The organism is Kocuria rhizophila (assembly GCF_003667225.1).
GTDB classification, from domain to species: domain Bacteria; phylum Actinomycetota; class Actinomycetes; order Actinomycetales; family Micrococcaceae; genus Kocuria; species Kocuria rhizophila.
The window spans coordinates 59,600-78,354 of record NZ_RCOM01000004.1 but is presented as its reverse complement, the minus strand read 5'-3'; the positions used below and the strand labels follow the sequence as shown (position 1 = coordinate 78,354).

Genomic DNA, 18,755 nt, shown 5'->3' with positions numbered 1-18,755 from the left:
GTGCCCGGTGTTGCGCGGGTAACCGGCGCGTGACGCGGGCGTAAAGTGTGAAGTGGAGCACCGCCGCTCCCACCGCACCGTCACGAGAGGGCCCGCATGAGCAAGCAACCGGAGCAGCAGCAGGAGAACGCGATCATCGCGAAGGCAGAGAACGAGGCGGCGAGGCACGCCGAGCAGGACAGCGCGGTGGACGAGGCGCTCAAGAAGGAGCAGCACCGGGTGTCGGTGGTGGAGGACTACGCGGCCGAACTGGACGAGATCTCCGAGCTGGACAGGAAGCTCCACAAGACGACCGGCGCGGGGGATTCCCAGGCCTGGAAGATCGGCTACCCGTACGACGAAAAGCTCTCCCGCAAGGACTACGAGCGCACCAAGCGCGCGCTGCAGATCGAGCTCCTCAAGCTCCAGCTCTGGATCAAGGAGACCGGGCAGAAGCTGCTCATCATCTTCGAGGGGCGCGACGCCGCGGGCAAGGGCGGCGCGATCAAGCGCTTCACGGAGCACCTGAACCCCCGCGGGGCGCGGGTGGTGGCGCTCGAGAAGCCCACGGACATCGAGCAGACGCAGTGGTACTTCCAGCGCTACGTGCAGCACCTGCCCTCCGGTGGGGAGATCGTGCTCATGGACCGCTCCTGGTACAACCGCGCGGGCGTGGAGCGCGTCATGGGCTACTGCACCTCCCAGGAGTACTACGAGTTCATGCGCCAGGCCCCCGAGTTCGAGCGCATGCTCGTGAACTCCGGAACGCACCTGATCAAGTTCTGGTTCTCCGTGACCCGGGCCGAGCAGCTCGCACGGTTCCAGTCCCGCCGCACGGACCCCGTGCGCCAGTGGAAGCTCTCGCCCACGGATGTGGCCTCCCTGGACAAGTGGGACGACTACACCGAGGCGAAAGAAGCCATGTTCTTCTACACGGACACCGGCGACGCGCCCTGGACCGTGATCAAGTCCAACGACAAGAAGCGGGCCCGCCTGGAGGCCATGCGTCACGTCCTGACGCAGTTCGACTACCCCAACAAGGACCGCGCGCTCGTGGGGGACGTGGACTCCAAGATCGTGGGCGGGGCCACGGACTTCACCGACGACAACGGCACCAACCCCGACGGCTTTCCCGTGGTTCGCCCCGGGAAGGACTGACGGGGTGCGGCTGCAACCGGCCGGATGGCCGTAGGATGATCTGCGATGTCTAGAATCTTTGGAACGGACGGCGTCCGCGGTCTCGCGAACGGCCTCCTCACAGCTGAACTGGCCATGGAACTGTCGCAGGCCGCGGCAATCGTCCTGGGACACCGCCACGCACCCGAGGGCAGACGGCCCACCGCGGTGGTGGCACGGGACGGTCGCGCGAGCGGCGAGTTCATCGGCGCCGCCGTCACCGCAGGGCTCGCGAGCTCCGGCGTGGACGTGTACGACGCCGGGGTGCTGCCCACCCCGGCTGCGGCCTACCTTGTGGGCGACATCGACGCCGACTTCGGTGTGATGATCTCCGCGTCCCACAATCCGGCGCCGGACAACGGCATCAAGTTCCTGGCCCACGGGGGCAAGAAGTTGCCGGATGCCGTGGAGGACACCATCCAGCAGGTCTACGAGGCCAAGGACTTCGTGCGCCCCACAGGTGCCGACGTGGGCCGCGTGACACGGCTGTCCGACGCCGAGGACCGCTACATCCTGCACCTGGTGGGAGCCATTCCCCACCGGCTGGACGGGCTCTCGATCGTGCTGGACTGCGCGCACGGCGCGGCGTCTGGGGCGTCCCCGGACGCCTTCCGCGACGCGGGCGCCACGGTGCACGTGATCGGTGCGGAACCGGACGGGCTGAACATCAACGACGGTGTGGGTTCCACCCACCTCGGTCCGCTGAAGCAGGCGGTTCGTGAACTCGGGGCGGACCTCGGCATCGCGCACGACGGCGACGCCGACCGCTGCCTCGCGGTGGACCACACGGGCACGGAGGTGGACGGCGACCAGATCATGTGCATCCTGGCGATTGCCATGAAGGAGGCCGGGCGGCTGAACCAGGACACGCTGGTGGCCACGGTCATGAGCAACCTGGGTCTGCAGCTGGCCCTGGACGAGGCCGGGATCACCCTGGTGCGGGCCTCGGTGGGGGACAGGTACGTCCTGGAGTCCATGGTGGCCAACGGCTACAACCTGGGTGGCGAGCAGTCCGGCCACGTGATCATGGCGGACTACGCCACCACGGGTGACGGTCTGCTCACGGGGCTCATGCTGGCCTCCCGCGTGGCGCAGACGGGCATGCCGCTGCAGGAGCTCGCCACCACCATGACGCGGATGCCGCAGGTGATGATCAACGTGAAGAACGTGGACAAGGCCGCGGCCAAGACCAGTGAGCCGGTCCTCGAGGCCGTGGCCCGCACCGAGGAGCGGCTCGGGGCGGAGGGGCGTGTTCTGCTGCGTCCGTCCGGCACCGAGCCTGTGGTCCGGGTGATGGTGGAGGCCGCCACCCACGACGACGCCCAGCGCGAGGCGGAGCAGCTGGTGGCCGTGGTCGAGGAGCACCTGAGCCTCCAGGGCTGAGCGCCCCGCACGGCGTGTGCCGAGATGAACGAGGGCCCCGCATCCGTCACGGATGCGGGGCCCTCGTTCTCAGAAGGGACGGGTGGGTCAGACGGCGGGACCGGAGTGGCGGCCCTCGGTGCCCGCGGTGCCGGGCTTGGCAGCCAGGGCGTCGCGGATCTCGGTGAGCAGCACGGTGTTGGGATCGGCCGGTTCCGCGGCGGGCTCGATGCCCAGACGGCGGTTGCGGCGCTCGATCATCTTGTTCATGGGCATCACGATGCAGAAGTACACTGCGGCGGCGATGAGCAGGAAGTTGACGACGGCGGTGAGCAGCACACCGAACTTGAGGTCGTTGCCGTTGAGCGTGACCACGGCGAAGTCGTCGAAGTTGGGGGACCCGACGAGGGCGGAGATGGCGGGCATGAGCACGCTCTCCACGAGGGCGTTGACGATCTGGGAGAAGGCCGCGCCGATGATGACGGCAACGGCGAGATCCATCACGTTGCCCTTCATGATGAATTCCTTGAAACCATTGAACATGCCGCTCAGCGTACACACAGGTTTCGGAAAGGAAGAAATCGATAGGTGACAAGCGGTGACCATCACGGTCGCACAACGGTGGGCGGGTGAACCGGGTTCCGACGCGAGGCGGTCAGTTCTTGCGCAGCAGCACCCGTCGGATCTTGTGGTCGTGGTCCTTGGACAGGATCAGGCGGGCCCGCCCCCGGGTGGGGCGCACGTTCTGCTCCAGGTTGGGCTCGTTGATCCGGTGCCAGATGTCCGTGGCCACGTCCCGTGCCTCGTCGTCGGTGAGGTTCGCGTAGCGGTGGAAGTAGGAGTCGGGATCGGCGAACGCCGAGGACCGCAGGGCCTGGAAGCGCTCCACGTACCAGCGCTCGATGTCACTGGTGCGGGCGTCCACGTAGATGCTGAAGTCGAAGAAGTCGCTCAGGGCCAGGGCGGTGCGGTTGCCGCTCTCCAGCTTGGCGGGTGCGAGCACATTGAGGCCCTCCACGATCACGACGTCCGGGCGGGTCACCACCACCTCCTCGTCCGGGAGGATGTCGTAGGTGACGTGGGAGTACTTGGGTGCGCGGACCTCGGCCGCGCCCGACTTGATCTCGGCCACGAAACGCAGCAGCGCTCGCCGGTCGTAGGACTCGGGGAACCCCTTGCGGTCCATCAGCCCTCGGCGCCGCAGCTCGGCGTTGGGGTGGAGGAAGCCGTCGGTGGTGACCAGCTGCACGTTGGGGGTGGAGGGCCACCGGGAGAGCATCTCGCGCAGCAGGCGGGCGGTGGTGGACTTCCCCGCGGCCACGGAGCCGGCGATCCCGATCACGAAGGGTGTTCGTGCGTGGTGCTCACCCAGGAACGAGTTCGTCGCGGCGTTGAGCTGCGTGGAGGACATGTCGTAGAGCGTGAGCAGGCGGGAGAGGGGGAGGTAGACCTCCCGCACCTCGTCCACGTCCAGGCGGTCGCCGAGACCGCGCAGGTTCTCGATCTCCTGCGCGGTGAGGGGGACGTCGATCTCGTGCGAGAGTCTGGACCACGTCTGTCGGTCCAGCTCCACGAAGGGAGAGACGCGCTGGGTGGTGGGCTGGGTGCTCATGCTCGGACCAGTGTAGGCCCGAGGCCGTGGTGCCACGCACATGCGGGATGGCGTTTCCGGTAGAATGCATCTTCATGTGTGGAATTGTGGGATATGTGGGCTCAAAGGGCGTTGACGGTCGGTCGCACGGCGCACTGGACGTCATTCTCGAGGGGCTCCGCCGCCTCGAGTACCGCGGGTACGACTCCGCCGGGGTCGCCGTGATCGCGGATCACGACGTGGAGTACCGCAAGAAGGCGGGCAAGCTCAGCAACCTGATCGGCGAGCTCGAGGCGGATCCTCTGCCCGAGTCCACGATCGGGATCGGGCACACCCGGTGGGCCACCCACGGCGGCCCCTCGGACGTCAACGCGCACCCCCACGTGGTGGACGGCGGCAAGCTCGCCATGATCCACAACGGCATCATCGAGAACTTCAGCGAGATCAAGCGCGAGCTGGCCGCCCAGGGCGAGACCTTCGTGTCCGAGACGGACACCGAGGTGGCCGCCGTGCTGCTGGCCCGCACCTACGACGCGCAGGACCCCGAGCACAAGGACCTCACGGTCGCCATGCAGGACACCTGCCGTCGGCTGGAGGGTGCCTTCACCCTGCTGGCCGTCCACGCGGACGTCCCGGACCGCGTGGTCGCGGCCCGCCGCAACTCCCCGCTCGTGATCGGCCTGGGCGAGCACGAGAACTTCCTGGGCTCGGACGTCTCCGGCTTCATCGACTACACCAAGCGTGCGGTGGAGATGGGCCAGGACCAGATCGTCACCATCACCGCCGAGGACTACGCGATCGTCGACTTCCACGGCAACCCCGCCGAGGGCAAGCCCTTCGACATCGAGTGGGACGCCGCCGCCGCCGAGAAGGACGGCTACCCCTCCTTCATGGAGAAGGAGATCCACGACCAGCCCTCCGCCGTGGCGGACACCCTCCTCGGGCGCCTGGACGAGAACGGCCGTCTCACGCTGGACGAGATCAAGATCGACGAGTCCCTGCTGCGCTCGATCGACAAGATCGTGGTGATCGCGTGCGGCACGGCGGCCTACGCCGGCCAGGTGGCGCGCTACGCCATCGAGCACTGGTGCCGGATCCCCACCGAGGTGGAGCTGGCCCACGAGTTCCGCTACCGCGACCCGATCGTGAACGAGAAGACCCTGGTGGTCGCCGTGTCCCAGTCCGGGGAGACCATGGACACCCTCATGGCGGTGCGCCACGCGCAGGAGCAGGGCGCCAAGGTAGTGGCCATCTGCAACACCAACGGCTCCACGATCCCGCGTGAGGCCGACGCCGTGCTCTACACGCACGCCGGCCCCGAGATCGCCGTGGCCTCCACCAAGGCATTCCTGGCCCAGATCACGGCCGCCTACCTGCTGGGCCTGTACCTCGCACAGCTGCGGGGCAACAAGTTCAAGGACGAGATCGCCACGCTGCTGTCCGAGCTGGAGGCCATGCCGGGGAAGATCCAGCGGGTGCTGGACGAGGTGGAGCCGCAGGTCAAGGAGCTCGCCACGAGCATGAAGGACGCCGAGTCCGTGCTGTTCCTGGGGCGCCACGTGGGCTTCCCTGTGGCCATGGAGGGCGCCCTCAAGCTCAAGGAGATCGCCTACATCCACGCGGAGGGCTTTGCCGCGGGTGAGCTCAAGCACGGGCCCATCGCCCTGATCGACCAGGGCCAGCCCGTCATCGTGATCGTTCCCTCGCCGAACGGGCGGGACTCGCTGCACGCCAAGGTGGTCTCCAACATCCAGGAGATCCGCGCCCGCGGCGCCGAGACCATCGTGATCGCCGAGGAGGGTGACGAGGCCGTGCGCGAGTTCGCCAACCACGTGTTCTACGTCCCCGAGGCCCCCACGCTCATGCAGCCGCTCGTGGCCACGGTGCCCCTGCAGATCTTCGCGTGCGAGCTCGCGGGAGCCAAGGGCTACGACGTGGACCAGCCGCGCAACCTGGCCAAGTCCGTCACGGTCGAGTAGCCGCACCAGGTTCCAGCGCACGGCGGGTGGTGCCCCTTCACGGGGGCGCCACCCGCCGTCGTCGTTTCCGGGCGGTGGCCGCGGGCCCGCGCTCCACGGCCGGGCGGCCTCCAGAGTTCCGGGGGCCAGGACGCGGCGTGCTGAGGGCGGCAGGTCGAAGGACGGGGGGCGTGGAGCGGCCGCCGGGGTCCCGGCACGACGACGCCGCGCGGCCACCGAGCGGGGGCGGGCCGCCCGAGCGAGCCGGGCCCGGCAGCCCCGGACGTCGCCGCACCCGCACCGCCGGCGGGGCCGCCCCCGCGGGTCTGGCACGGCCACGTGCAGCACCTTCAGGGGGTCGGAGCGCGCCGCTAGGCTGGCGGCATGATCGTGGGCACCGGCGTGGACATCGTGGACATCGCGCGCTTCGAGCGGCAGCTCGAGCGCACTCCCCGCTTGCGGGAACGGCTGTTCGTGCCGCACGAGCGGGAGCTCGCCCCGCGGTCCCTCGCGGCGAGGTTCGCCGTCAAGGAGGCCGCGGCCAAGGCGCTGAACGCGCCGCCCGGCATGATCTGGCAGGACTGCTGGGTCACCAACGACCCCCACGGAGCGCCCCGGCTGCACACCACGGGCACCGTGGAACGGGAGCAGCGCGCACGCGGTGTGCGGACCTGGCACGTGAGCATCTCCCACGACGGCGGCATGGCCGTGGCGTTCGTCGTGGCGGAGGGGCAGGGAGGGACGAACCATGATTGACGGATTTTCCGGCGCCGCCGTCCGCGCGGCGGAGCAGCCGCTGCTGGACGAGGGGTGGGGGGACGAGCTGATGCGCCGCGCGGCGCTGGGCCTGGCGCGCGAGTGCGAGCAGCAGCTGCGCGGGCACACCCGCCGGGGCACACTCGCGGGACGCAGGGTCGTGGTGCTCGTGGGCACCGGCAACAACGGCGGGGACGGACTGTGGGCGGGGACGTTCCTGCGTCGTCGCGGGGTGTCGGTGGTGGCCGTGCTCACGGGCTCGCGCGCTCACGAGGCGGGACTGGCGGCCTTCACCCGGGCGGGCGGCGTCGTCATGCGGCTGGTCGGGGACGACCCGCAGGGCAGGGCCGAACCAATCGGAGGCACGGAGGCGGCGGATCCCCTCCGCGTGACCGAAGCGGCGGCCCTGCTGCACTCGGTGGACCTCGTGCTGGACGCGGTTCTCGGCACCGGCGCGAGCGGCGGACTCCGCGGACCGGTCGCAGACCTGGTGCGAGCGTTCGAGGAGCAACGGGACGCGGACGCGCGCGGGGAGCGCAGCGGTCCCCGGGTGGTGGCGTGCGACATCGTCTCGGGCGTCTCGGCGGACACCGGTGAGACGCCGGAGCCCGTGCTGGGTGCGGACGCCACCGTGACGTTCGGGGGCGCGAAGACCGGGCACGTGGTCTCCCCGGGCGAACAGGCCGCCGGATCACTCACGGTGGTGCCGATCGGCATCGAGGACCAGCTGGGCTCTGCGGCGGTGCACCGGCTCGAGGCCCGCGACGTCCTCGCCGCGTGGCCGCGGCCCGGGGCCACCGACACCAAGTACACGCGCGGGGTGCTGGGCGTCGTGGCCGGCGCGCCGAGCTATCCGGGCGCGGCCATCATGTGCACCCAGGCCGCGGTGAACGCCGGCGCGGGCATGGTCCGCTTCCTGGGGGACTCCACGGCGCGCGCCATGGTGCTCGCCCGCAGCCCCGAGGTCGTGTGCTCCGACGACCAGCCGTGGGACGTGCACGTCCAGGCATGGCTCGCGGGCCCCGGCGTGGTGGGGGACGAGGCCCAGGCGGCCCGTGTCGAGGCCGTGATCGAGGCCGCGGAGCCCGCCGTGCTGGACGCCGGGGCGCTCGACGCCGCCGCCCGCTCGGTCGCGGACGCCCGGCTGGGCCCGCACAAGATCCTCACCCCGCACGCGGGGGAGCTGTCCCAGATCTTCGAGTGGCTGCACGGCTTCGGGCTGTGCGAGTCGGGGGTCGAGCGCACGGCCATCGAGGCGAACCCTCTGCGCTGGGCCAGGGAGGCCGCCCGCGTGACCGGGGCCACCGTGCTGCTCAAGGGCGCCACCACGGTGATCGCCTCACCGGTGGGTGCCACGGGATCCCCGGAGGATTCTGAGTGCCTGTGCCTCAGCGTGGGCGGGGCCAGCCCGTGGCTCGCGACCGCCGGGTCCGGGGACACGCTCGCGGGAATCCTGGGCACCGTGCTCGCCCACGTGGCCGAGCACCCGGATGCCCTGGCGGGTCTGGGCCCGTGGGCGTGCGGGGACGGCCGGTGGGCCACGGCCGCGGCGCTCGGAGCCGGCCTGCACGCGCTCGCCTCGCGTGCCCACGGGGAGGGCCCCGTGCCCCCGTCCGTGCTCGCCGAGAGTGTGCGCACGGTCCTCACGCGTCCCTGAGCAGGCCCCGGAGCGACTAAGGTGGGAGGTTGGCCGAGGGCGGGGGACCCGCACTCGGCCCCACCACACCTTGAGGAGAACCACATGGAAGTTTGGCCCGGACACCCGTATCCACTGGGCGCCACGTTCGACGGCACGGGGACCAATTTCGCGATCTTCTCCGAGGTCGCGGACCGCGTGGAGCTGTGCCTGTTCGACGAGGACGGCACGGAGACCCGCGTTGAGGTCACCGCCGTGGACAGCTACGTGTGGCACTGCTACCTCCCGGCGGTCCAGCCCGGCCAGCGCTACGGCTACCGCGTGCACGGCCCGTGGGACCCCGCCCAGGGGCTGCGCTGCAACCCCGACAAGCTGCTGCTGGACCCCTACGCCAAGGCCGTGGAGGGCGGGATCGACTGGGACGAGTCCCTGTTCTCCTACAACTTCGGCGACGAGGACTCCGAGAACCACCAGGACTCCGCACCGCACATGATGAAGGCCGTGGTGATCAACCCGTTCTTCGACTGGGAGGGCGACCGCACCCCCCACACGCCGTACCACAAGTCCGTGATCTACGAGGCGCACGTCAAGGGGCTCACGGAGCAGCACCCCGAGGTTCCCGAGGAGCAGCGCGGCACCTACGCGGGGGTCTCCCACCCGTCCGTGATCGCCCACCTCAAGAAGCTGGGCGTCACCGCGGTGGAGCTCATGCCCGTGCACCAGTTCGTGCAGGACTCCACGCTGCTGGAGAAGGACCTGCGCAACTACTGGGGCTACAACACCATCGCGTTCTTCGCCCCGCACAACGAGTACAGCGCCGCCTCCCACCTGGGCAGCCAGGTGCAGGAGTTCAAGGCCATGGTCCGGGCCCTGCACCAGGCGGACATCGAGGTCATCCTGGACGTGGTCTACAACCACACGGCCGAGGGCAACCACATGGGCCCCACGCTGTCCATGAAGGGCATCGACAACAAAGCGTACTACCGCACCGTGGACGACGACCACAAGTTCTACATGGACTACACGGGCACGGGGAACTCGCTCAACGTGCGCCACCCGCACTCGCTGCAGCTCATCATGGACTCGCTGCGCTACTGGGTCACCGAGATGCACGTGGACGGCTTCCGCTTCGACCTCGCGGCCACGCTCGCGCGGGAGTTCTACGACGTGGACAAGCTCTCCACGTTCTTCGAGCTCGTGCAGCAGGACCCGATCGTCTCGCAGGTCAAGCTCATCGCGGAGCCCTGGGACATCGGTCCCGGCGGCTACCAGGTGGGCAACTTCCCGCCGCAGTGGACCGAGTGGAACGGCAAGTACCGGGACACCGTGCGCGACTTCTGGCGCGGCGAGCCCGCCACGCTGGGGGAGTTCGCGTCCCGCGTCACCGGCTCCGCGGACCTCTACGAGAACAGTGGCCGCCGCCCGTTCGCCTCGGTGAACTTCGTGACCGCCCACGACGGCTTCACGCTGCGGGACCTGGTCTCCTACAACGAGAAGCACAACGAGGCCAACGGCGAGGACAACAACGACGGCGAGTCCCACAACCGCTCGTGGAACTGCGGGGAGGAGGGCCCCACGGACGACGCCGAGGTGCTGGCTCTGCGCGCCCGTCAGCAGCGCAACTTCCTGGCCACGCTCATGCTCTCGCAGGGCACGCCCATGCTGCTGCACGGGGACGAGCTGGGGCGCACCCAGAAGGGCAACAACAACACGTACTGCCAGGACAACGAGCTCACGTGGATCAACTGGGAGAAGGTTGACGGGCCGCTGATCGAGTTCACGGCCGCCATCACCCGGCTGCGCCACGAGCACCCCACGTTCCGGCGCTCGCAGTTCTTCGACGGCCGCCCCGTGGACATGGGGGAGCTGGGCGAGGGCGATGCCATGCCGGACATCGCGTGGCTCAACACCGACGGCACGCCCATGGTCCCGGCCGACTGGGACGAGCCCCTGGCCCGCGCCGTGGGCATGTGGCTCAACGGTGAGGGCATCGCGGGCGTGGACATGCGTGGCCGCCGGATCACGGACGACAACTTCATCGTGTACTTCAACTCGAATCCGGAGCCCGTGGACGTGACCCTGCCCCCGGCCGAGTACGGCCTGAAGTGGGAGGAGATCCTGGACACCGCCGGCCGGCACTCGGACGGTGACGTGCGGGAGCACTCCAGCGTGCTGCAGATGGACGGCAAGTCCACCGTGCTGCTGCGCGCGTGGGAGGAGCCCGAGGAGGAACCGGACGCCTCGGTGGCCGCGTCCGTGGCGGCGTCGGCGGCGGTGTACGCCGAAACGCCGGACCTGCCCTGACTCTGCCCAGGACCGTCGCCCGCTCCGAATCCCCGGGCGGCGACCGGCAGTGAGCGTGCCGAACGCGTCACCCCGTGCGGGGTGGCGCGTTCGTCGTCCCGGGTGCCGGCGTGCCTCGCTCCCGGGGACGGCGTGCCACACCCCATATGCCGGCGACCCACGTCCCGGGGATCCCGAGCACCGGGACCCCGGCCCCGGCCTCCTCGGCACGGTGGCTGCGGCGGGGTCCCCCGAAGACGTCGTGGCCTCCTGGTCCGGGCAGTCTCGCCCTGGGCGGATGGACTGGCACGAGCGCGCGCACTCCGCGAGACTGGAGGGGTGCTGACTCCCACTTCCACGTACCGCCTCCAGATCACGTCCCAGCAGGACCTCCACCGCGCGGCGGAGCTTGTCCCGTACATCCGGCGCCTCGGGGCGGACTGGGTGTACCTCTCGCCGATCCTGCGGGCCACGAGCGGCTCCGACCACGGCTACGACGTGGTGGACCCCACCGAGGTGGACCCCGAGCGCGGTGGCTCCGCGGGTCTCACGGCGCTGTCCGAGGCCGCGCACGCCGCGGGCCTGGGCGTGGTGGTGGACATCGTCCCCAACCACCAGGGCGTGGCCGAGCCGCAGCAGAACCCGTGGTGGTGGTCGCTGCTCGCCGAGGGGCGTGAGAGCCGCTACGCGGACGCGTTCGACGTGGACTGGGAGGCCGGGCACGGCAAGGTGCTGATCCCGGTGCTGGGCGACGGCGACGAGGACCTGTCCGCACTCACCGTCCAGGACGGCACGCTGCGCTACTACGAGAACGTCTACCCGCTCGCGGACGGCACCTGGTCCGAGGGCGACGACCCCGCCGAGGTGCACGGGCGCCAGCACTACGAGCTGGTCAACTGGCGCAGGGGCGATTCCGAGCTGAACTACCGCCGGTTCTTCACCGTGGCCACGCTGGCCGGCGTGCGCGTGGAGGACCGGGTGGTCTTCGACGAGTCCCACGCGGAGGTCGCCCGCTGGTTCCGCGAGGGCCTCGTGGACGGGCTGCGGATCGACCACCCGGACGGCGTGCGGGACCCCCGTGGCTACCTGGAGATGCTCGGCGAGGTCACGGACGGCGCATGGACCGTGGTGGAGAAGATCCTGGAACCGGGGGAGCACCTGCCCTCGGACTGGCGCACGGCGGGCACCACGGGCTACGACTCCCTGGGCTGGATCGACCGGGTGCTGACCGATGCCCGGGGCCACTACGAGCTCGCCTCGCTGGACACGAAGCTGCGCGGTGGCACACCCGCGCGCTGGGACGAGCTGATCCACGAGACCAAGCGCCGCATGGCGGATCATGGCCTGGCCGCTGAGATCCACCGACTGGTGCGCGAGCTGCCCGAGGACTTCCCGCACGGCGCGGAGGCGTCGTACGACGGGCTGGCGGAGATCGCCGCCAACTTCCCCGTGTACCGCACCTACCTGCCCGAGGGTGCGGAGCACCTCCGTGAGGCCGTGGCCGCGGCACGGGAGCGGCGCGCGGACCTCGACGGCGTGCTCACGGACCTCGCCCGCGTCCTGGGCGCTGATGCCACCCGGGAGGCGGACCTGGCGGAGGTGGCCCGGCGGTTCCAGCAGACCTCCGGAATGATCATGGCCAAGGGCGTGGAGGACACCGCGTTCTACCGCTGGACCCAGCTCACGTCCCTCACGGAGGTGGGCGGCGACCCCTCGGTCTTCTCCCTGACCCCGGAGCAGTTCCACACCGAGGCCGCGCGGCGCCAGCGGGAGTCCCCGGCCACCATGAACGCGCTGACGACCCACGACACCAAGCGCTCCGCTTCGGTCCGCGCGCGGATCACGGTGCTCTCCGAGCTGCCGCGCGTGTGGGCCGAGACCGTCTCCACGCTCGTGGGCCGCGCGGAGGACGCCGGGATCTCGCTCACGGACGGCCCCGCCGTGAACCTCGTGCTGCAGGCCGTGGTGGGTGCGTGGCCCCTGGAGCGGGACCGCGCCGTCGACTATGCGATGAAGGCCGTGCGCGAGGCGTCCGTGTCCACCGCGTGGGTGGACGGGGACGAGGACTTCGAGCGGGAGCTGACCCGCTTCATCGACTTCCTGTTCACGAACCCGCGCGCCCGCGGCGTCGTGGAGGGCTGCGTGGCCCGGGTGAGCGAGCCGGGCTGGGCGAACGCCCTGGCCGCCACCGCCCTGCAGCTGACCCTGCCGGGTGTCCCGGACGTCTACCAGGGACAGGAGCTGTGGGAACCCTCCCTCGTGGACCCGGACAACCGCCGCCCCGTGGACTTCACCGCGCGCGACGCCATGCTCTGCGAGCTCGACGCCGCCGCGCCGGGTTCCGCCGCGGCCACCCCCGCGGTGGACGAGACCGGGGCGGCCCGGATGCTGCTGACCTCCCGCGCCCTGCGGCTGCGCCGCGAGCACCCCGAGCTGTTCGGGGACTACACCCCTCTGGAGACCACGGGTGCGCTCGCGGGGCACGCCCTGGGCTTCGACCGCGGCGGCGCGGCCACCGTGGTCACCCGCTTCCCCGCCACGCTCGCCGCCGAGGGCGGTTTCACGGACGAGACCGTGGCCCTGGCCCCCGGCACGTGGCAGGACGTCCTGACACACCGCGAGTTCACGGCCGCCCAGGATGCGCCCGTGGCCCTTGCCGAACTCCTCGACACCTACCCCGTGGCGATCCTGCGCCGGAAGGACAGCTGAACCATGAGCACCGACCACCGCTTCGATGTCTGGGCGCCCCACGCCCGCAAGGTCACCGTCCGCATCGAGGGCGAGGACCACCCCATGGAGGGCCTCGAGGGTCGCCCCGGCTGGTGGACGCTTCCCGCCGCCGACGCCGCCCCGCAGGGCACCGTGCGCTACGGCTACATCCTGACCAAGACCTTCGACGAGGGCACGCCGAAGGAGCGCGAGCAGGTCTCGGACGTGCTCCCGGACCCGCGCTCGCGCCGCCAGCCGCAGGGCGTCCATGAGCTCTCGTGCACGTTCGACGCCGACGCCTTCGAGTGGCACGACGCCGATTTTCGCCCCCGCCCGCTGCAGGACTCCGTGCTGTACGAGCTGCACCCCGGGACCTTCACCCCGGAAGGAACGCTGGACGCCGCCATCGGCAGGCTGGACCACCTGGTGGACCTGGGCGTCACCGCGGTGGAGCTGCTGCCGGTCAACGGCTTCAACGGCGAGCACAACTGGGGCTACGACGGCGTGGCGTGGTACACCGTGGCCGAGCCCTACGGTGGCCCCGAGGCGTACCAGCGTTTCGTGGATGCGTGCCACACCAGGGGCCTGTCCGTGATCCAGGACGTGGTGTACAACCACCTGGGACCCAGCGGGAACTACCTGCCCCTGTTCGCGGACTACTTCAAGCCCGGCGCCTCCAGCTGGGGAGACCTCATCAACCTGGACGGCTGGGGCGCGGACGGGGTGCGCGAGTACATCCTGGACAACGTCACCATGTGGCTGCGTGAGTACCACGTGGACGGCTTCCGCCTGGACGCCGTGCACGCGCTCGCGGACTCCCGTGCCACGCACATCCTGGAGGAGATCGCCGAGCGCGTGGCCGAGGAGTCCGCCCGCACGGGCAAGGACCTGGTGACCATCGCGGAGTCCGACCTCAACGACCCCCGCATGATTGCCGCCACGGACCGCCACGGCCTGGGCATGGACGCGCAGTGGCTGGACGACGTCCACCACGCCGCGCACACGGCCTTCACGGGTGAGACCCACGGCTACTACGGGGACTTCGCGTCCCTGCACGCCCTGGAGAAGACCATGCACACCGCGTACTTCCACAACGGGACGTACTCCACGTTCCGGGGCCGCTCGCACGGCCGGGAGATCGACGCCGCCGAGCAGCGCCCGTTCCAGTTCGTCACGTTCCTGCAGAACCACGACCAGGTGGGCAACCGCGCGGCCGGTGACCGGATGAACCAGTCCATGAGCGTGGACCGGGCGATCGCCGCCGCCACGTGGCTCATGACCCAGCCCTTCACTCCCATGCTGTTCATGGGGGAGGAGTACGGCGCCAGCACGCCGTGGCAGTTCTTCACCGCGCACCCCGAGCCCGAGCTGGGTGAGGCGGTGGCGAAGGGCCGCAAGGCAGAGTTCGCGCAGATGGACTGGGACCACGCCACCGTGCCGGATCCCCAGGACCCGCAGACGTTCGAGGGCTCCAAGCTCAACTGGTCCGAGGTCCACGAGGGTGACCACGAGCGGATCTACCGGGCCTACCGGGACCTCATCGCTCTGCGCCGGGGCACCCCCGAGCTCACCGACCAGCGCTGGGACACCGTGGCCACCCAGGCCAGCGACGACGAGCAGTGGTTCGTGCTCAAGCGGATGAGCGAGCCCGAGTCCGTGCACGGCGTGGTCGTGGCCATCAACCTAGGCAACGAGCCCCGCAACCTGCCACTCATGGGCGGGGACGAACCCCAGCTGCTGTTCGCCAGCGGCGCGGCCCCCGAGCCGGGCTCCGAGGGCACCGTGCGCGTGGCCCCGGAGACCGCCGTGGTGCTGCGCGTCTGAGACCGCCCGCTGGGCAACCGAACCCGCACGACGCCGCCTGGCACGCGAACGGGCCCGGCGGCGTCGTGCGCGAAGGGACCCGGGCGGCGTCGTGCGCCGTCATGCGGTGCGGTGTGCGGAGCCGAGCGGTGGCAGACTGGTGCCCATGCTGATCTATGGCGACGACACCGTGTGGACCCCTGCCGAGAACCGCTACGAGACCATGCCGTACCGGCGTGTGGGGGAGTCCGGGCTCAAGCTGCCCGCCGTCTCCCTGGGGCTGTGGCACAACTTCGGGGACGACAAGCCCGTGGCCGGGATGCGCGCCACGCTGCGCCGCGCATTCGACCTGGGCATCACCCACTTCGACCTGGCCAACAACTACGGCCCGCCCGCGGGCTCGGCGGAGCTCAACTTCGGCCGGATCCTCAAGGAGGACTTCGCGGGGCACCGCCACGAGCTCGTGATCTCCACCAAGGCCGGGTGGGACATGTGGCCCGGCCCGTACGGTGACGTGGGCGGCTCCCGCCAGTACCTGGTCACCTCCCTGGACCAGTCCCTGGAACGCATGGGCCTGGACCACGTGGACGTGTTCTACCACCACCGACCGGACCCCGAGACGCCGCTCGAGGAGACCATGCGGGCACTGGACCACATCGTGCGCTCCGGTCGCGCCACGTACGTGGGCGTCTCCTCCTACGGTGCGGACCTCACACTCGAGGCGCAGCGGATCATGCGCGAGCTGGGCACCCCGCTGGTGATCCACCAGCCCTCCTACTCGATGCTCAACCGCTGGATCGAGCAGCCCAACGAGCGCGCGGGCGGGAAGAACCTGCTGGGCGCGCTGACCGAGACCGGCATGGGCTCCATCTGCTTCACCCCGCTCGCGCAGGGCATGCTCACCGACAAGTACCTCAACGGCGTGCCGGAGGGCTCCCGCGCCGCGGAGAACAAGTCCCTGGACCCGTCCTGGCTCAGCGAGCAGACGCTGGACCAGATTCGTGAGCTCAACACCATGGCACAGGAGCGCGGCCAGACCCTGGCCCAGATGGCGATCGCGTGGACCCTGCGCCCGCAGGACTCCGGGCAGGTCACCTCCGCGCTGGTGGGGGCCTCCTCCGCTCAGCAGATCGAGGACTCCGCCCGGGCCGTGGCCAACCTGGAGTTCTCCGCGGACGAGCTGCGCCGGATCGACGAGCTCGTCACGGACGCCGGCGTGAACATCTGGGGTGCGGCCACCGAGTCCAAGCACGCATGACCTCAGCGCAGTACGCGGCGCTGCTGGGACTGTGGATCGCGGGGATCGTGGTCCCCGGTCCGGACATCTTCGTGATCCTGCGCAACGCGTTCCTGTCCTCGCGGCCCAGCGCCGTGTTCACCGCCCTGGGCGTGATGGTCGGGAACTTCGCCTGGATCGCGCTGTCCCTCATGGGCGTCACGGTGTTCATCAGCGACAACCACGTGCTGAAGCTCGCGGTGCAGATCGGCGGCGCCCTGTTCCTGCTGCGCATGGGCTACGGCTCCCTGCGCTCGGGACTCGACGGCCGAGCGGCCCGCCGGAGCAGCACCCTGGGCCCCGTGCTCCACGAGCCGCAGGACCCAGGCGGCGCGCACCCGGTCCAGGGCGGCGCCCCCGGGCGCGGTCCTGGCGGCACGGGGTCCGCCGCGCAGCACCCCGTGGCGCACGACGTCGCCGCGGAACCCGCCCGCACGGGCCTCGCCACGGATCCGCTGCGCTCCGACGACGCCGCGGTCATCGCGGAGCTCTCCGCCGGTTCCCGCCGCGGCCGGTTCCTGGGCCCGGAGGGTCTCACCCCCTGGCGGGCGCTGGCCCAGGGCACCGTCACCAACCTCGCCAACGCGAAGGCCGTGGTGTTCTTCGTGGCGCTGTTCGGCTCGGTGGTTCCCGCCGGGATCCTCTGGTGGGAGGCCCTCGCGGTGCTGGGGATGATGGTGGCCGTGGGCCTCGCTTGGTTCCTCGCGGTGGCCTGGGCGGGGTCCATTCCCGCCCTTGCGCGCCGGTTCCAGGCCCGCACCGCCGAGGTCGAGATCGTCTCCGGCGTGGTGTTCGCCCTCGTGGCCGTGGGGCTGCTCGTGGAGGCCCTGCTGACGATCTGACACCTCGCCGCTGCGCCGGGGACGGAGGGAGCCACCGGGCGGGAGGCTGCACCCTGGCTGCGGGGCAGGCGCTGGGCCGGGCGTCGTCGTCCGCGCACGGGAAGGAAAGGGTGGTGAGCCTGGTTACACTGTGAAGTCGGTCGAGTGCGGCGTGGCACGGTGGTGACTCCGTGGCCGCACGAACGCGCGCGAGACGTGCGTGGGCCGTCATCCGCCGAGTCGAGGAGAACCGTGTCCGAACATCCCATCCGCGTGGCCGTTGCCGGTGTGGGCAACTGCGCCACATCGCTCATCCAGGGCGTGCACTTCTACCGTGACGCCGATCCCTCCGACTCCGTGCCCGGGCTCATGCACGTGCAGTTCGGGGACTACCACGTGCGGGACGTGCAGTTCGTCGCCGCGTTCGACGTGGACGCCGCCAAGGTGGGCCTGGACCTGTCCCAGGCCATCCTGGCCGGTGAGAACAACACGATGGAGATCGCCAAGGTCCCGCCGCTGGACGTGACCGTGGACCGCGGGCCCACCCTGGACGGGCTGGGCCAGTACTACCGCGAGACCATCACGGAGTCCGACGCCGAGCCCGTGGACGTGGCGCAGGTGCTGCGGGAGCGTCAGGTGGACGTCCTCGTGTCCTACCTGCCCGTGGGCTCCGAGGAGGCGGACCGCTTCTACTCGCAGGCCGCGATCGACGCCGGGGTCGCGTTCGTCAACGCCCTGCCCGTGTTCATCGCGGGCACGGACGAGTGGGCGCAGAAGTTCACGGACGCGGGTCTGCCGATCGTGGGCGACGACATCAAGTCCCAGGTGGGCGCCACCATCACCCACCGCGTGCTCGCCAAGCTGCTGGAGGACCGCGGCTACGTACTGGACCGCACCTACCAGCTCAACGTGGGCGGCAACATGGACTTCAAGAACATGCTGGAGCGCTCCCGGCTGGAGTCCAAGAAGATCTCCAAGACCCAGGCGGTGACCTCCAACGTGCCGCACGAGATGCGCGCCAAGGACGTCCACATCGGTCCGTCCGACTACGTGGGCTGGCTGGACGACCGCAAGTTCGCATTCGTGCGCCTGGAGGGCCACGGCTTCGGCAACGCCCCCATCTCCCTGGAGTACAAGCTCGAGGTGTGGGACTCGCCGAACTCCGCGGGCGTGATCATCGACGCCATCCGTGCGGCGAAGATCGGCCTGGACCGGGGCATCGGCGGGCCGCTGACCTCGGCGTCCTCCTACTTCATGAAGTCCCCGCCCGAGCAGTTCGACGACGACACCGCCCGCGAGAACGTGGAGAAGTTCATCCGCGGCGAGGTGGAGCGCTGAGCGACTGACATCCCCGGCACCCATCGCGGCGCCCGGCACCGAGAAGTTCGGTGCCGGGCGCCGTGGT

13 protein-coding genes are annotated in these 18,755 nt (G+C 70.4%); 11 read left to right on the top strand and 2 right to left on the bottom strand.

The genetic code is table 11. The features are described from left to right. The first annotated feature begins 96 nt into the window (after window positions 1-96). Window positions 97-1,137, top strand: coding sequence for a polyphosphate kinase 2 (ppk2, locus tag D9R02_RS01690; RefSeq protein WP_019309626.1), 1,041 nt, complete (start codon window positions 97-99; stop codon window positions 1,135-1,137). 45 nt (window positions 1,138-1,182) lie between these two features. After that, entirely contained in the window at window positions 1,183-2,538 is a 1,356-nt protein-coding gene (gene glmM / locus D9R02_RS01685; protein ID WP_019309625.1) for a phosphoglucosamine mutase, read from the top strand. Between the two features lie 87 nt (window positions 2,539-2,625). On the opposite strand, the gene mscL is transcribed toward glmM, so the two are convergent. Both mscL and coaA read right to left on the bottom strand, forming a co-directional pair. Then, on the bottom strand, window positions 2,626-3,060 hold the full coding sequence (mscL, locus tag D9R02_RS01680; protein WP_019309624.1) for a large conductance mechanosensitive channel protein MscL: 435 nt from the start codon (window positions 3,058-3,060) through the stop codon (window positions 2,626-2,628). A 112-nt stretch (window positions 3,061-3,172) separates the two neighbouring features. Beyond that, window positions 3,173-4,129 carry a type I pantothenate kinase gene (gene coaA, locus D9R02_RS01675; RefSeq protein WP_047978958.1) on the bottom strand — a complete coding sequence of 319 codons (957 nt, stop codon included), beginning with the start codon at window positions 4,127-4,129 and terminating at the stop codon, window positions 3,173-3,175. Between the two features lie 74 nt (window positions 4,130-4,203). Between coaA and glmS the strand changes: the two genes are divergently transcribed. From glmS to D9R02_RS01630, 9 genes are all read left to right on the top strand, one after another. Further along, entirely contained in the window at window positions 4,204-6,087 is a 1,884-nt protein-coding gene (glmS, locus tag D9R02_RS01670) for a glutamine--fructose-6-phosphate transaminase (isomerizing) (RefSeq protein ID WP_059281416.1), read from the top strand. Between the two features lie 363 nt (window positions 6,088-6,450). Beyond that, on the top strand, window positions 6,451-6,822 hold the full coding sequence (locus D9R02_RS01665; protein WP_070636804.1) for a holo-ACP synthase: 372 nt from the start codon (window positions 6,451-6,453) through the stop codon (window positions 6,820-6,822). Continuing rightward, a complete protein-coding gene (locus tag D9R02_RS01660; protein WP_121566201.1) occupies window positions 6,815-8,479 on the top strand; it encodes a bifunctional ADP-dependent NAD(P)H-hydrate dehydratase/NAD(P)H-hydrate epimerase in 1,665 nt (554 codons plus the stop codon). The genes D9R02_RS01665 and D9R02_RS01660 overlap by 8 nt, the downstream gene beginning before the upstream one ends. A gap of 84 nt (window positions 8,480-8,563) precedes the next feature. Beyond that, a complete protein-coding gene (gene glgX / locus D9R02_RS01655) occupies window positions 8,564-10,762 on the top strand; it encodes a glycogen debranching protein GlgX (protein WP_059281419.1) in 2,199 nt (732 codons plus the stop codon). Window positions 10,763-11,080: 318 nt separating this feature from the next. Continuing rightward, the gene (gene treY / locus D9R02_RS01650) at window positions 11,081-13,450 is read left to right on the top strand and encodes a malto-oligosyltrehalose synthase (protein WP_102613075.1); all 2,370 of its coding nucleotides are present in this window, start codon (window positions 11,081-11,083) and stop codon (window positions 13,448-13,450) included. Window positions 13,451-13,453: 3 nt separating this feature from the next. Then, window positions 13,454-15,274, top strand: coding sequence for a malto-oligosyltrehalose trehalohydrolase (treZ, locus tag D9R02_RS01645; RefSeq protein ID WP_047978152.1), 1,821 nt, complete (start codon window positions 13,454-13,456; stop codon window positions 15,272-15,274). A gap of 145 nt (window positions 15,275-15,419) precedes the next feature. Continuing rightward, the gene (gene mgrA, locus D9R02_RS01640; RefSeq protein ID WP_019309616.1) at window positions 15,420-16,511 is read left to right on the top strand and encodes an L-glyceraldehyde 3-phosphate reductase; all 1,092 of its coding nucleotides are present in this window, start codon (window positions 15,420-15,422) and stop codon (window positions 16,509-16,511) included. Then, entirely contained in the window at window positions 16,508-17,371 is an 864-nt protein-coding gene (locus D9R02_RS01635; RefSeq protein ID WP_019309615.1) for a LysE family translocator, read from the top strand. The genes mgrA and D9R02_RS01635 overlap by 4 nt, the downstream gene beginning before the upstream one ends. Before the next feature lie 231 nt (window positions 17,372-17,602). After that, complete coding sequence (locus D9R02_RS01630) at window positions 17,603-18,688, top strand: inositol-3-phosphate synthase (RefSeq protein ID WP_047978153.1); 1,086 nt, start codon at window positions 17,603-17,605, stop codon at window positions 18,686-18,688. Window positions 18,689-18,755 lie beyond the last annotated feature (67 nt).

What these genes read in the sequence shown, in the direction of transcription:
- D9R02_RS01665 (WP_070636804.1), top strand. Translation starts at nt 6,451, where the DNA reads ATGATCGTGGGCACCGGCGTGGACATCGTGGACATCGCGCGCTTCGAG.
- ppk2 (WP_019309626.1), top strand. Translation starts at nt 97, where the DNA reads ATGAGCAAGCAACCGGAGCAGCAGCAGGAGAACGCGATCATCGCGAAG.
- mscL (WP_019309624.1), bottom strand. Translation starts at nt 3,060, where the DNA reads ATGTTCAATGGTTTCAAGGAATTCATCATGAAGGGCAACGTGATGGAT.
- glmM (WP_019309625.1), top strand. Translation starts at nt 1,183, where the DNA reads ATGTCTAGAATCTTTGGAACGGACGGCGTCCGCGGTCTCGCGAACGGC.
- treZ (WP_047978152.1), top strand. Translation starts at nt 13,454, where the DNA reads ATGAGCACCGACCACCGCTTCGATGTCTGGGCGCCCCACGCCCGCAAG.
- D9R02_RS01660 (WP_121566201.1), top strand. Translation starts at nt 6,815, where the DNA reads ATGATTGACGGATTTTCCGGCGCCGCCGTCCGCGCGGCGGAGCAGCCG.
- mgrA (WP_019309616.1), top strand. Translation starts at nt 15,420, where the DNA reads ATGCTGATCTATGGCGACGACACCGTGTGGACCCCTGCCGAGAACCGC.
- glgX (WP_059281419.1), top strand. Translation starts at nt 8,564, where the DNA reads ATGGAAGTTTGGCCCGGACACCCGTATCCACTGGGCGCCACGTTCGAC.
- D9R02_RS01635 (WP_019309615.1), top strand. Translation starts at nt 16,508, where the DNA reads ATGACCTCAGCGCAGTACGCGGCGCTGCTGGGACTGTGGATCGCGGGG.
- coaA (WP_047978958.1), bottom strand. Translation starts at nt 4,129, where the DNA reads ATGAGCACCCAGCCCACCACCCAGCGCGTCTCTCCCTTCGTGGAGCTG.
- glmS (WP_059281416.1), top strand. Translation starts at nt 4,204, where the DNA reads ATGTGTGGAATTGTGGGATATGTGGGCTCAAAGGGCGTTGACGGTCGG.